The 14,078-nt window shown below is 44.0% G+C and carries 9 protein-coding genes and 1 pseudogene; 2 read left to right on the forward strand and 8 right to left on the reverse strand.

Annotation, left to right across the window (positions count from 1 at the left end; translation table 11 throughout):
- Window positions 1-243: pseudogene (locus TDIS_RS11535) on the forward strand (transposase); the annotation flags it as partial.
- A gap of 153 nt (window positions 244-396) precedes the next feature.
- On the opposite strand, the gene TDIS_RS04220 reads toward TDIS_RS11535, so the two are convergent.
- Genes TDIS_RS04220 through TDIS_RS04250 form a run of 7 tightly spaced genes read right to left on the reverse strand, consistent with a single transcriptional unit; the run spans window position 397 to window position 10,809 of the window.
- The gene (locus TDIS_RS04220; protein WP_068669656.1) at window positions 397-1,311 is read right to left on the reverse strand and encodes a hypothetical protein; all 915 of its coding nucleotides are present in this window, start codon (window positions 1,309-1,311) and stop codon (window positions 397-399) included.
- Between the two features lie 23 nt (window positions 1,312-1,334).
- Window positions 1,335-2,555 (reverse strand): S-layer homology domain-containing protein, encoded by a 1,221-nt coding sequence (locus TDIS_RS04225; protein ID WP_068669658.1) that lies wholly within the window; start codon window positions 2,553-2,555, stop codon window positions 1,335-1,337.
- A gap of 12 nt (window positions 2,556-2,567) precedes the next feature.
- Window positions 2,568-3,617, reverse strand: coding sequence for a hypothetical protein (locus tag TDIS_RS04230; RefSeq protein WP_153303756.1), 1,050 nt, complete (start codon window positions 3,615-3,617; stop codon window positions 2,568-2,570).
- A gap of 24 nt (window positions 3,618-3,641) precedes the next feature.
- Window positions 3,642-4,775, reverse strand: coding sequence for a hypothetical protein (locus TDIS_RS04235; protein ID WP_068669663.1), 1,134 nt, complete (start codon window positions 4,773-4,775; stop codon window positions 3,642-3,644).
- 34 nt (window positions 4,776-4,809) lie between these two features.
- On the reverse strand, window positions 4,810-7,161 hold the full coding sequence (locus tag TDIS_RS04240; protein WP_161939475.1) for a tetratricopeptide repeat protein: 2,352 nt from the start codon (window positions 7,159-7,161) through the stop codon (window positions 4,810-4,812).
- Window positions 7,071-8,609, reverse strand: coding sequence for a SpoIID/LytB domain-containing protein (locus TDIS_RS04245; protein WP_068669667.1), 1,539 nt, complete (start codon window positions 8,607-8,609; stop codon window positions 7,071-7,073). The genes TDIS_RS04240 and TDIS_RS04245 overlap by 91 nt, the downstream gene beginning before the upstream one ends.
- Window positions 8,593-10,809: a translocation/assembly module TamB domain-containing protein gene (locus tag TDIS_RS04250; protein WP_068669672.1), complete on the reverse strand. Its 2,217-nt coding sequence runs from the start codon at window positions 10,807-10,809 to the stop codon at window positions 8,593-8,595. Before TDIS_RS04250 ends, TDIS_RS04245 begins: the two co-directional genes overlap by 17 nt.
- A 142-nt stretch (window positions 10,810-10,951) precedes the next feature.
- On the opposite strand from TDIS_RS04250, the gene TDIS_RS04255 reads away from it, so the two are divergent.
- The gene (locus tag TDIS_RS04255; RefSeq protein WP_084270954.1) at window positions 10,952-11,731 is read left to right on the forward strand and encodes a TIGR04219 family outer membrane beta-barrel protein; all 780 of its coding nucleotides are present in this window, start codon (window positions 10,952-10,954) and stop codon (window positions 11,729-11,731) included.
- A 569-nt stretch (window positions 11,732-12,300) separates the two neighbouring features.
- Here the strand turns inward: TDIS_RS04255 and TDIS_RS04260 are convergent.
- Window positions 12,301-14,040, reverse strand: a complete 1,740-nt coding sequence (locus TDIS_RS04260; RefSeq protein ID WP_068669674.1) for a YcaO-like family protein — start codon at window positions 14,038-14,040, stop codon at window positions 12,301-12,303.
- Window positions 14,041-14,078 lie beyond the last annotated feature (38 nt).

A 14,078-nucleotide genomic window follows, 5' to 3' on the forward strand; every position in this document is an offset into this window, starting at 1 on the left:
TTGGTTTTTCTGGAATATCCGGAGCCTATTCGGAATTATATTTACACCACGAATCAGCTTGAAAGGCTGATTAAAGAGGTCAAGCGCAGAACCAAGGTGATAGAGGTTTTCTGTTAGCCTGGGGCACTTTACAAGGTAGTCTATCTGGTGCTTAGGGGTCTAGAGGAGAAATACCGTTCGCGAAAACTGAGAGGTTTTGAGGATCTTATGGAGGAAGGCCTCTTGTTCTCCGGACACAGTTGACGAAACACTATGGATTGAAAAAGAAGATGAAGAATTATAAGAAATAAATTCTTCGGTGGAAGATGAATGATTCCTTCGAGGATGATTAATCTTTATTGAATGAAATTTGAGGCCCCTCCATGAAAAACAAGGAGGAGCCTCTTCTGAAAAAGATTATTTCAACACAAAAACCACTTTGGCTTCAGCCAGGAAATTGGCTCTCTGGTCATGCACATAAATGGCAGCAGCAGCATCGGATGAAATTTTAGCGTCGGTGGATTTGTAAACTCCAACCGCTTTAACTATCATAGGGTTTTTAGCTCCCCAGCTAGTCAAAAGAGCTTTGGCTTTGGAAAGATCGGTAGTGAAACCTCCGCATCCACGCTCCACTAAAATGTTACTGACTATCTTAGATGGATCAAAAACCACCTCATTTTTGTCAGTAATAATCCTATTCACAAGAGCAGGCTTAAAAGCATATTCCCTTACATCCACAATAAGACCATCATGAACTTCCTTAAGTTCCGAAGGAGCGGCCACCTCAGGCTTCTCCTCCTTCTCTATTTTAGACTCCGGAACTTCGGGCACTTTCGGTGAGATTTCTTTAGGAATGAGGCGAGGTTTATATTCTGGTAATGAAGGAGGTGTTAACCCTTCCTCTTTTAAAAGCGGCAAAATAATATCATACATTCCGCCACGGCCACGAATATAAAGACGCATACACACTTCAGCGTATCCGCGGTCAGGATAGTATTTCTCACCACATTTCACTGCCCCCCGCAAGAATCCTTCCACTCGAGTACGAATTACATCCGAAGCCAGCATACCATCCCTAACCGTGGTCTCACCGTAAAGATGAAGCCCCTGAAGGATTTCCAATAATTCCCTTTGGGCCACCACCTCAGCGGCTCTGATGGCCCGATAACGACTCTGGCCCTCCTCCGATATCCCTACTACTTGGATATACCCCTCCTGAAAGATCTTGACAGGATCCTTAATAGTTTGCCATCCCTGAGCCCAAACCAAAGTAGAAATAAGTAAAATTGAAATTGCTAATAATCCTATTCCACATTTTCTCTTCTCTCTCATCTAAAACCTCCTTAGTTAGTGATTTAATAAACATTCATCACATTGCGTAAGCGTAGTATAGCTAATAATAACTCCGCGCCGTCTACATAATCGTTAGGACGAAAAGCACCTGAGAGATTAGTCTCCATAAGCCCTCGAGTAACCACATTCATTACAGCATTAAACCAGGGAGCAGTAGGGGAAACATCCGGATAGGGAGAGGTGTCCTGCCCAAAATATTTAGTAGCTAAGCTTTTATCCCCGGTGATTTTTATAAGTAAGTCTTCCAGAATAAAAGCCAGCTCTTTCCTGGTGAGGGGCTCATCTGGTTTGAAGAGATAGGCTTTCGTAGTTTCGTCATAAACCGGCTCAAGTCCTCTAACCCGCCATTTAATTACCGTAAGAATTTCTTCTTTAAACATGTGATTCATTACATCCGCAGGAACAAAATCAGGTTTGGGTTCGCTCCCTGGAATGGGAATTCGTCCGGAAAAGAATTTATCCAGGTGTAATTCATCCACTAACAAAGCCGCTACATCTCCCCGGCCGACCTGGTCCTTTACAGCTATCTTTTTGGCCACATTTGTAAGGGTATATTGTGCTGAAGCCCTCACAATTTTTTGAACTTTACGATAGAGAATGTCCGCTTTATCATGCCATTTTCCAGGAGAAGATGAAAGAACCAGAGAAAAACTTTGCTCTGCTTTACGAAATTCATAGGCTTTTAAATAAGCTACTCCCATAAAATAGTGAACTGCCGATCGAGTCTGATAGTAAATGAGATCCTTTTCTACAACTTTATCTTCATCAAGAGCCTTATGATAGTATTTCTCCGCTTCCTTAAGCCATCCCTTGGGCCTAGAATGAGTATAAACCCGGATACCAGTAACATATATGGAAAATTTGTCCGAGGGATCCTCCGCCTTCTTTAAAGCCTTCTTAAAGAACTGGAGAGCCCTTTCCACTTCGACTCTTTTATGATCCAGATCCTTCTCTTTTTCGGCCCGCATGGCTGCTACCAAGGCCTTACCGGCATAAGCCCGCGCATATCCCGGATCTAGGGCCAGTGCACGCTCAAACTTAGCTTCCGCCGCCGAAAGATCTCCCTTCTCCAAAAGTTTCATACCCTGTAAATAATGATGGGGAGGAGTATCCTCTAGAGACACCGAGGGCTGAGATTTAGGAGCACAGCCATAAACCCATATTATCAAGGCAAACAAAAGAATACTACGAAAAACTCCTCTTTTTATGCTCTTTTCTCTCATTTAAAACCTCCATTATTTTATAAATTTCTGGAAGATAACTTTCAGCTGTTCCTTAGTCCTTTCCTGTTCGGCCAATCTACGGGCCCGTTCAGCAGTGGTTTGCACCAAAAATCCCACCTTTACTTTCTTTGCTAATATTGGATCATCTATAACAATAATAGCTTCATCAGGATGCAGTCCGGTCTCTGTTACCGTGGCCTTACCAAGGTCAATGTAACGAAGCTTTTCTTTACCACTTATAGGATCTCTCTCACGTCTAAGTTCCATTATGATTACCTTATCACCAGGTTTAAGACCATCATTGGTACCAAGATTAATGTAAGCAATCTTAGTAAGCTTTTCGTTGGAATAGTTACTCATGATTTTACTAATATATCCATAGATAGGAATAGCTTCCTGAATTTTTACCGGTACCCAGCGAGCAAGAGTATTTTCCAAAGCCTCCTGAACCAGACCACAAGTAATAATGCAAGATTGTGTAATAGATTTTACATTTGCAGCCTTATCTGCCACATTAAAACTAGTTACTGTGCGTCCGGAGGAAAGATCAATAATACGAAGAGAAACGGAAGTTTCTACTTCTTCCGTACAGGTCTTCAATTCAATATCTTTATCTATTTTGGGAGTAACTCTATTAATAGAACCAACAATCACATAATCAATATCTTTGCCCAAAGCAAAATATTTTCCCTCTATAACCTCCCAGTCTACTCCGTGACTCTCCTGATATCCGAGCTCAGCAGCTATCTTTTTCGCCTGGGCCCTTTCCACAACCTCATAGCGCCCCATCTTAGCCACCACATTATGAAGAACATCCGTAGCCATGGGACCAAGACTACATTTTGTCATGTCCGTAAGTCTGGAATGATCGGCAATATTCAAAATAGCAATACGTGGAATCTTCTTTTCTATGATGTAACGGGGAGGCATAACTGAAGCCATTTGATTATCTTCAGCACGCTGTTCATACATAGTTAGATTTATATTAGGGGTAGAAGTCATCGTAGTACATGCTGGAACTATTATCAGCATAAAAATCAGAATCTTTAAAATTATCCTCATATTCTCACCTCCTTTTTACTTATACTATTCACCAGAATAAACAATCCGTGCCCCTTTCATTTCTACCTGAGAGAGAAAAACACCAATATCTCTCAAAGCTCTACGAAAAGCGAGGTTTGCCGAAGTAGGATCTTGGTCACTAAAAACTTCTACTTCCATATAGGTTCCATATTGACGAGCTACTCTAAAATCCCAGCCGAGCTGTTGAAAAAGTCCAAAAAGCTGATCCTGAATATCCTGAGATACATCCCGAAAGATAAAGACCACAAACTTCTCTCTCTTGGTGCTAAAACGATTGACTATTTTGGCCACCAGTTGATCGGCGCACCTGGCAGCAATCTTTTCCACAGCTCGAGCAGCTCCCTCTTCTATTCCGTAATCTCCCCCTCGAGAAATGGTTTTGGAACGCTTGATTACATTAGCGAAAAGTTCTCCTGTAGTAACATCAAAGGCCTTAAGACTGAGAGTAGCATATATAATCCAAAAACCATCCGAAGTGGGCCTTTTTCCTGCCTGAATATCTACCAGAACCACCGCATCTCCATCTTCCTGTCTGGCAATTTGAATAGCTGTTTCCTCATCAATAGCCAACTCCGAACTCCGGGTCTTGATGCGAGCAATTTGATCCGGGAGGAAAACCCTAAAACCATAACCTGCAAGCTTGTCTTCAATTCTGTTTATTACTTCCTGGACGGCCATACTTTCATAGGGAAGAGAGGTCCTAGTCCGCTTGGCATATAGGACTACTACCCGCCTCTGATCAAAGGTCGCCTTCTGGAAGGCCTTTTGGAACCTCGGATCCTGACGAAACTGAGCTATTAAATTTTTAAGCTTATAATCATCAACTTCCACTCTTACTTTTACCTTGTATACCTGATCAATAGGATCCTGACCTTCAGCCAGTACATCATAGTGACGTATATAACCCGCACTGGCTGAGATAATACGATCATAATCCAGACGCCCTTCAACCACCCGGGTATTGGACTGAATGTACGCTCCCATGGCCTGCTCCACGGCCGCCCTTAAGGCATTATTTATAGCGGCCTGCCGGGTAGGCCCTGATCCCGTAGCCGTAATCGTAACCGCCTGAGCCCAAAAAACCGAACACAAAACTAAACATAACCCCAACCAAATTATTTTCCCTGTGCTCTTCATACTTACCCCCTTTATTTTGTATTTAAAAATTTCCTTATTTTGTATTACCGTTAATTATCTTTGTTTTTCGGTTTTCTACTAGAGCTTTCATGGCTTCAAGGGTAGGATTATTAGGTTGAAGTTTTAGAGCTCGCTCTATAAGCTTTTTGGCCTCCTCCACCCTATCTTTAAAAAGATAATATCGAACTGCTAACTGATAAATTTTTACCTCATAAGGAAATTCTTCTAAAGCTCTATCTATTATCCGAGCCAGTTTTTCATCCTCTTCTAATAAGGTATACACATAAACTAGCCAGTAATAAATTTCTTCATTGTGGAGTATTTTATAAGCCTTTTCCAGTTTCTCGCACGCCTTGCCATAGTTGCCTTCCTGTAAAAACTTTTTACCCTCGGCTAGAAGCTCTTCGCCCTTTTTTTGAAAGGCCTTTAGATCAAATTTTACCTCCTGGCCCTCAGGATAAGGAAAATTAAGATATGAAACTACCGTAATCGGCCCTTTAATTTTGAAATTCAGGGGATCTTTGCCCAAGAAACAAGCTTTCAATATTAAAGAAACTTTGCTTTCTATATTTAATTCATTTTCTAAAAAATTGACTTTTTCAAGCTTAACTTCGCCCTTTATTACCTTAAGGGCGACCTTATTTTCTCTGAGCGTGACTCTCGAAGCAGAAAACGAACCATCTTCTACCCGTATACCTTCCTTAAAGGCGCTTATCTTGCCCCCTTCAACCAAAACCGTGGAAATACCTTTTACTACTAAACCCTCTTCACCCTTGTAAAAAAAGCTCTCTTTGAAAGAAGCTTCCCCCTCCACCAGTACTGCCCTTTTGGCGTTCAAAATTTTTATTTTTTCCCCGTTAAGTTTTCCTCCAGATTTAACTTCTAAGCCCTGCCACCATCCTTTCTTAGCTTCAAATATAGCTTCTTTTGCCAGGAGTTCTCCCTCTATTACCAGCTTCCCTTCAGGATTAAAAGCCAGACGGACTCCCGGATCTATTACCGTTTTGCTTCCGGCAGGCACCTTAATAAGACCCTCAACGGTATATGTTCCGCGGCCCAGTTTGGCAGGCAGATCTCCCGAAAGAGAAACTCCGGTTACCGGGATATTTACAGGACCTATCTGAACAAAGGACGAGCGATTGCCAGCCTTATCTAAAGCTGCTACCCGATAAAAATACCTTTCCCCGGCCTTTACCTCCTTATCTAGGAAATTGAGATCTCCTATACGGGCAATTTCTTGATAGCCAGAAAGTGGCTCGCAGCTTCTCAAAACCACAAAACCCGTAGTAGTCCCGTCTACACATTTCCAGGAAAGCCGAACAGCTTTACCTTCAACTCTGGCTTCCAAATCCTTGGGCGGAGCTGGAGGTATGCCATCTATATTGATAGGAGGAACAAATTCCAGCCATTCCTGGCTTTCCCCTTGCTGATTTTTTAAACGCACCAGAAGATATTGATTCTGCGTTTCGTCTCCTTTTTGAACCACATAAAAGCCTTCATACACCCCGGGACGCTCCATTTCTACCATTTTAATACCCTGTTTAAAGGTCCCTATATCAAAGGTGGCCTCAAGTCCCGGATCCCCCTCCAGAGCCACCACTATGCGATCACCTATTTTAAAAGTTCGATCTGACACATTGGTAATTACACGTAAAATCTTGGGCTTGCGTGTGGCGGCAGAAAAACCGGGAACTAAACTGGATACTTGATAAGCCCAATCAAAAATAAGACTCTTCAGCCTGACCTGGCTGGAACTACTTAAAACATTACCTAATACTTTTGCAGCGAGCCCTATAGGATCAGTAGCAATATCTATCTTGCGACGACTAACATCTTCTCGCCAACAGGCAAGTTTTTGCCCTTTTTTATCAAACAAACACAATTCAGCATCTATTTTAAAATGCTTCAGGAGAATAACATTTACCCCAGAAAACTGATATACAGTAATAGTAAAAAAACCATCTATGTCCTTAAGTTGTTTAGCTATCTCCTTGGGATTAAAAGTTTTAAGGGCAAGGCTTACAACCTTTTCCGGGAGTGAACTGGCATAACGAATAATATATCCTTTGCCAGCCATATAATTTTGAACTACTCCTCGCAACATTTTTTTAAAATTTTGATCTATTTTTGCTTCTCCTGTTACAAAAGGAGGTAAAATCACTACGCGACGCGGAAGCTTTTTCTCAGGAATATAGATGACTTTAGAAGACGATTTTTTGTCTTTAGATGCCTGAGAAGCTAGAACATTTCCGGTCAGAAAAACAAAAGTAATTAAAAAAAGGTAAACAAGCTTTCTCACCATAACTTCTTGATTTCTGTACCGGGATAATAATAAAATAGAATCTCTCGATAGGTATATTTCTTTCCCATAAAGGCTGCTCCCCACTGTGAGTATCCTACCCCGTGCCCAAAACCTCCACCCTCGAAAATGAATTGATCTCCATTCTTTTTTATAGATGATAGTAAAATATCCGGAAGTTTTAAAGCCCGTCGAAGAGTAGTTCGAGTACGTAAAACTTTAACCCCATTTCTGGCTATAAGTTTTATTTTTATAACTCGCCCTGAAGGCCCTTTTTCAACCGGTTCAATAGCTGTCAAGCCTATAACTTTTATCCCAATACGATTAAGTCTTTCCTCTACCTCCTTTATATTGAAAACTCTTCGCCAGCGAGCCATTTTTCCCTTAAGACTTTCTGGATCAGGCTGAGCTCTGAGATAAGGTTTAGATAAACTAAAAACAGCTTTCGGATCCGCAGTATAACCACCACTATTAGCCATATACATAGCTAATATGGGCCTATTCTTATAAACCAGTACTTCTCCCTCCGTTTCTCTTACTGCTCTGGTAGATCTAGGATGTTCTTTATCCACTCCACCATAAGCTTGATCTCCTTCATAATCTACTAAATCATAGGGCTTGTTTTTGCGATGAAGCAATTGATAATAAGCATAAGTACGGGCTGCCACGGCTTGAGCTTTTAAGGTTTCAAGTGGCCAAGAAGCCGGAGACTCGGAAGGAACCACCGAGAGAAGATATTCTTCTATATCTAAAATATTAATAACCAACAATTTTCCCTGATAAATCTCCACACATACTTTACCGCGCACCCGTTTTTTGCGAGGGCTTTCCACCTTAAGGGGCCCTGAACCCCGGAAACAAAGCCTTGAAACTCCAACCCTTTTATCACCGATACACAATTCTCGTCCAATAGCCCGTACTAAAAAAGCTTCATTACACCCTAAAATTTCATTACAAACTGGAGTTCCTTTTATCAAAATCTCTTTTATTCCCTTGGCCAACCTTACCCTCACCCTGGGTCTTACTACTTTGATTTCAGGAGGTGGAGGCGTCGGAATTATGAGCAGCCTTTTCAGTAAAGCCTCAGCCTGGAAACGAAAACGTCCCTCTGGATAGAACTTTAAGTATTTTTCAAGAACTAAACGAGCTTCCTCTTTACGCCCCAAGTCAAAAAGAAGCAAACCCTCTCTATATAGGGCTACTTCTTCCTTTTCAGGATATTCCTTTTCTATCTGCTGATAGACCTTTAAAGCCTCCTCCGGGGCATCTAAAAAGGTTGAGAGCAGGGCAGCCTTAGACAGAAGGGCCTCGGCTCTAGTGGCTCGCCGGCGAGAAATTTCATAGGCTGTCTCATAGTTCTCCAGGGCCTCCATATATTTCCCTACATCAATGAGATAGCTGGCATAATTCAGGTACCACCGGGCCAGTCTCTCGGTTTCCAGATCCACCTGGGCCAGCGAATAACCCCTCCATAAATTCACAACTAGAATCACCCAAACTACGACCAGAAAAAAGTTTCTAGTTCTGACCATCATCCTTGATCTTAAACTCCTTGCTCACTCCCATCACAGAGACTTCACCCCACAAATCTTTCTTTATTTCGGGCCTAAGCTGTACATTTCCCCTCATGTCCAGATGAAATTTAAGAAGCGGAGAGGAAAGGAAAAACCTTTTTATATACAAATCACTAATTCCTCCCTCTACGGCAAATCCCAAAGCCTCAAAGACTATCGTATCTTTAAGCTTGGTGGGATTAAGTTTTACCAAAGAAAGAACGTTCAAGAACCAGCGTAGATTACTATTCAGGTGAGAAATTTTAAGTATTTTGCCACCTCTTATCTCGCCTACACCCTCAAAAGAAAGTTTATCCAAGAGTTCCTTGACATTGTCTCCCTCGGTCTCCATCGAAACCTTAAAAGTAAGATTTCCCAAAATATAAACCGGAGCCTCCCTGAGAAAACAGGCCAGAAAATTGTCCACCGGGGCCGAAAGGGTCTGAGTCTCTCCCGAAAGTAAGAGCTTCCCTCCCTTTTCAATCTCTCCGGAAAGCGCAACGCTGGTATAACAGCTTTCGGCCCTCAGCAAGAAATCGGCCGGCTCTTGAGATAGTGAAAGCTTTAAAAGTATTCGCTCTAGGGGCATAAAGTCTCCATACTCCATAGTATCCAAAGAAAGTTCCCATTCAGGAGCTATCTTGCGAAGATGCTCCAGAAAACCGAAATCAAATTTGGTGGAAGCCAAATTGGAAGAAGCGGTGGGTTCCGGCTTTACCGAGGTCTCCCTTTCTTCTGAACTCAGAGAAACGAGCTTAAGCGTCCGGCCTCTGAGGGAAAGCCTTTCCGGAGTATATTCTAGAAAGGCCTCATCAAGATTAATATCCAGATCCCGGTCCTGAATTCTGGCCTCTAAGCGGAGGTTTTCCTTCTCTTTCTTAGAGGCCAGAAATTTAACAAAATTCAAATCTTTAAAACGAAAACTTTCAACTTCGAGATTGATAACGGCCTCCGGCCAAGAAAAAGGCCACCCCAAGCTTCCTTCAATCTTGACCTTTCCACCATTTTCGTCTCGAAAAGCCAGAAAAAGGTCGTCTATCCCGATCGCTTTCTCTTTCAGGCTCTTCAAACTTACTCTTGCAGAAGACGGAGCCAAGAACGAAAGGATCTTTTTCCAGTCCTCACCTTCAATTTTTACCTTCCCATTCCCAAGAATCTCTATCAGGAAGTTTAGTTTCAGATCAGTATTATTCCCATATATTCCCTCCAGCTCTTTGATCCCAAATAAAGAATCCTCAATCTCTACCTTCAATTTCGGAAAAGAGAAACGGACATCCTTTAAAGAGAGAGTAACCGAAGGAAATCGAAAACTGTAATGATTTTCATCGTATGAGAGTTCCCCCTTCAAATAACAACTCAGGATTTCCCGACCAGCGGCAAAGACACTTACTTTGCTTTCTCCGATTTCACCACTAAAAGATAAAAGACTCCAGTTCTTATCTCCCGAAACTAAGCTCACTTTACTCTGATTAATTACCAAGACACCACTTAATTCCGGATATTCCAGCTTTAACCAGGGGAACTCCTTCTCAAAAGAAGATAAAATCTTATGAGGAAAAAATTTATCCAAAACTTCATAAACTGTTGAAAGCTCAAGTTTGAAGCCAGAAAAAGTCAAAGCTAGATTATCCTTTTGGGCCTTTGCATCTGAAATCAACTCTCCCTCAAAGGCCGAGAGGGTGCTATTAGATAAATCTATACGCGTGGCAGAAAATTGAAGCCTGGAAGCCTCCTTCAACAAACTGACATTCTCCATCCTTAAGCTTTCAAAGATCTCAATACCATCAAGGGCAACTTCTTTTACATGGAGTTTTAAAGCTTGAGAGCGCCAAACTAGCTCAATCCCTTTCAGAGAAAGTACGCCCTCTATTTTTAGAGGTACATCCTTTAAAATGGCCTCCTTTTTGAGGAATTTCAGGACTTCAAGAGTCCTTATTTCAACTTTACGTATCGAGACCTTAAAGCTTTCATCTTCTCTATATAAGATTTTTGCGCCCTCCAGGGCCAAACCAAACTCAGGGATGTTCAAGCTATCAACCCTAAATTCGCGAGCCTCCCGGAGAGGCGAAGGGAGGAAAAGTAAAGCCCTGAGATTGAGCCTGGTAAAGGGACCTTCCGTACAAAAGGCTGTTGGAACAATTCCTAAAAATAATAGACTTACAAAACCAAGGAAAATTTTCATTAAAGAGAGATTTTAGCGCCCTTACAAAAATTTAGTCAAGCAAATAAACCCTCCATAAAAATCAGCAAAAGCGAATTTTCTGGCTTGATTAGCCAATCAGAATCTGATAAAAGCTCTCCAAAGACTAAAATGGAGGCTAGATATGATAAAAAAGTTATTTCTATTTTTGATTTCCTTATGGATTTTAGGTACTGGAAAGGCTTGGTCCTTAGAAATTGAGGGGGCCCTGGGAATATGGAGTCAGGATCCTTGGGGAGAGATAGCCTATAAGGGAGATGCCCTCACCATGGACAAAAATCTGGACTTTGACATGAAGGATAGGTTTTACGGTCGGCTCAGGTTGAACTTACCCTTAGTTAACTTTTATCTAGGTTTCACTCCCGTTGAGTTCGATGGTGAGGGTCGGAAAGACGCAAGCTTTCGTTTCGGTGACGTGGTTTTCAACGGCACTCTGCCCTTCGATTCCTATTTGTCCATTGATCAGTATGACATAGGTATCTTCTGGGGGATCCCATTTCTTAAAACGGCCACCAAGGTGGCTACGCTGGGCTTTGCGGGCATAAATTTGGAGTTAGGTATAAATCTTCGAGTGCTCGACATAAAAGCCAAAATTGAACAAGAAACCGTCGGAAAGGAAGAAAAGAGCTTTTTGATCCCCATCCCCATGATTTATGGAGGGCTCTTTTTGGACTTCGGCCGTCTGGCGCTAGAGGGAGAGGTCCGGGGGATGAATTACCAAGACAACCATTATTACGATGTCGTAGTCCGTCTCAAAGGAATCTTGCTTAAGCCCGTCCCCCTAGGGCCCTCTCTTTTTGTAGGAGTAGGTTACAAATATCAAAATCTTGAGCTCGACATAAAGGATATCGAGGGCTCTCTGGAATTAACTGGGCCCTTCTTCGAAATAGGAGGAAGTTTTTAGTTATGTTCAAACCTCTTTCATTCATGACGTAGCGCGCAAGGTTTTTGGCCCCGCCATAGCCGCGGATAAATTCCCGGCGCCACCTACCGGGCTAGGGAAGAAAGTTTAAATTAAAAATGAGGAACCGTGCGCCGGATAGCTGTTTCTGCCCTTGCGTTTTTAATCTGGCATCTCTTAGGTTTCGCAGTCTTGGCGTGGGCCATTTCGGAGGAGTGTCTGCTTGCCTAGGAAATGGGAGTAAAAGCCTTTAGTCTCTCCAAGGAGACTCCGGTAAAAGCTTTACTGATTAGTAAGACGGAGAAAACTCCATCCTAAGCGGGGTAAAATCTGTCTGCTCGGGAGTTTCCCGAAGAGCGCCATGGGTCTTCACCTACTGCTTTCTGAATGGTCTTCTCAGGGAGGTAAAGCACTTCGACCCAGGACGGCTGGGGAGAAAGATAGCCAAGCTTAATCCGGCCCGGGCCCCCTCATGGCCCCGAAGTCCCCTTGTCCTTGGTGAGGGTAAGTAAGAGCGGAGCAACCCCGCGCCGCGCTCTACAAAGCGTCCAGCCGTAGAACCCCTGGCCCTACTAAATGTCTACCTCCCCAGCAGAAGCAGTCTTTAGGGCCTGGAGACCATCCTGGGCCATCTTCAAAGTAGGATCAAGGCTCAAGGCCATCTCAAAGAATCTCCGGGCCTCGGGAATAACCCCCAGTTCTTTAAGACAATAACCGGCATTGGCGTAGTCCACCGCCGAAGAGGGCTCAAGCTCGACCGCCCGGAGGAAGGCCTGGAGGGCCTCTCCGTACTTACTTTCCTTGAAATAAGCCCGGCCCAGAAGATTCCAGAGCTCGGGCATCTCACCCAGGGCCAGTCCTTCCTCTGCGGCCTGCCGGGCCTTTTCGTACTCGCCAAGTCCCAGATAGACATCGGCCAAATGGGCATAAAGCGCGGGACGGTCGGCAGGCTCGGGCTTAAGTTCTAGGGCCTTTTTAAAGGCGGAAAGGGCCGCGGAACGATCCCCCAGTTTTGACAATACTTGACCCAAGTAAGAAAAGACGTAGTACCGCGGTGGGGCCTCTTCACTTAAAAACTTGAGCAAAGGCAAACTCCTCTCGGGCTCAAGATAAAGGGCCGCTACCCTGACAAGCTGATAAAGGGGCGAGAGTCTGGTCCTCTCCCTAAACAGGATACCCGGAATAATGGCGTAGACCGCCGGAAGCTCCAGGATGGGATGTCCGATATCCACCAGGTATAGATCATATCCCTGCCCCTTTAGGCCTTCAGCCAGACGCCTCAGTTCCTCTACGTGATCCTCGGCATAAATATTGGGAAGTTCGTCGAGATCCACCTCGCCGGAGCGAGCCAACACGTAGGAGGCCTCTTCTAGGGTGGCAAACTTGGGAAGCGCACTCTCCACGTACTGGCCTTCGGTATCGAAGTCCCCGGCAAGCTGAGCTATCTCGGTAAGAGTACGAATCAAGGCCCTTTCAGGGCTGGTTCCGGTACCAGAGGCATAGACGATTTCGCTCCGGTGAGGATAAGTGGAAGGGTCCATGGCCATAGCCGCCACCGTGGGAGCCGGCATACCGAAGGTCATATCTCGAATCCAGAGCCGAATACCAAGTTTCTCAAAACAACGACAAAGTTGATCGCCCTCCCCAGAGATGGATGCCCGGCGAATTTCCGGCATAGGACTTTTGTAGCGGGCCGACAGCGCCGAGACGTGGCGTTCAATCAACTCGCAGGTGGCCTGGACCGCGGCCTCGGGATAGGTATTTCCTGCAGCCGAACCGTTGTATTCGTAAAGAATCCAGAACCAGAAAAAAGGTAACTCTCGGACCTGACCGCTAGCTACTTCCAAGGCTGGCACAAAATAAAACGGGACCTCTGGAAGGACCTTGAGCACCACCTCGCGGGCTTTTCGATCTTCCTCAGGATCCTCCACCGAAGCCATGAGCTTGGCTGGAGAAAGGGTCTTTTCACCAAGTTCCGCTAAAGTAGTTAGCTTCGTATAGGCCCGATTCTTCACGAAATCGAAGAGCGAAAACCTCTCTACCAGTTCCATGAGGGCGCTTGCCCGCGAAAGGACATCCGTGCTCCCTTTGCCCATTTGTTTGTAGTTTCCGGTGGTCTTCTGCCCCTCAAGATCATAAATACTGATATAGACTGGGATCCCCAATCGCCCCTTGTCAATCCGTCGAAGCTCCCGAAAGATCTTGAGACCACTTCTCCGGAAGGCTTGTTCCACCATGGAAATGGTTTCTTCCGGATTTCTGGATTTGTCAGCTATCTTCTTAGGTGAAGGCAAAAAAAACTTCTCTCTCACAAAAAACCTCCGTTTTTCAGATTTTTAAGTTTAATGAC

It is taken from the genome of Thermosulfurimonas dismutans (assembly GCF_001652585.1).
GTDB classification, from domain to species: Bacteria; Desulfobacterota; Thermodesulfobacteria; order Thermodesulfobacteriales; family Thermodesulfobacteriaceae; genus Thermosulfurimonas; species Thermosulfurimonas dismutans.

What these genes read in the sequence shown, in the direction of transcription:
- TDIS_RS04235 (WP_068669663.1), bottom strand. Translation starts at nt 4,775, where the DNA reads ATGAAGAGCACAGGGAAAATAATTTGGTTGGGGTTATGTTTAGTTTTG.
- TDIS_RS04220 (WP_068669656.1), bottom strand. Translation starts at nt 1,311, where the DNA reads ATGAGAGAGAAGAGAAAATGTGGAATAGGATTATTAGCAATTTCAATT.
- TDIS_RS04230 (WP_153303756.1), bottom strand. Translation starts at nt 3,617, where the DNA reads ATGAGGATAATTTTAAAGATTCTGATTTTTATGCTGATAATAGTTCCA.
- TDIS_RS04245 (WP_068669667.1), bottom strand. Translation starts at nt 8,609, where the DNA reads ATGATGGTCAGAACTAGAAACTTTTTTCTGGTCGTAGTTTGGGTGATT.
- TDIS_RS04225 (WP_068669658.1), bottom strand. Translation starts at nt 2,555, where the DNA reads ATGAGAGAAAAGAGCATAAAAAGAGGAGTTTTTCGTAGTATTCTTTTG.
- TDIS_RS04255 (WP_084270954.1), top strand. Translation starts at nt 10,952, where the DNA reads ATGATAAAAAAGTTATTTCTATTTTTGATTTCCTTATGGATTTTAGGT.
- TDIS_RS04250 (WP_068669672.1), bottom strand. Translation starts at nt 10,809, where the DNA reads ATGAAAATTTTCCTTGGTTTTGTAAGTCTATTATTTTTAGGAATTGTT.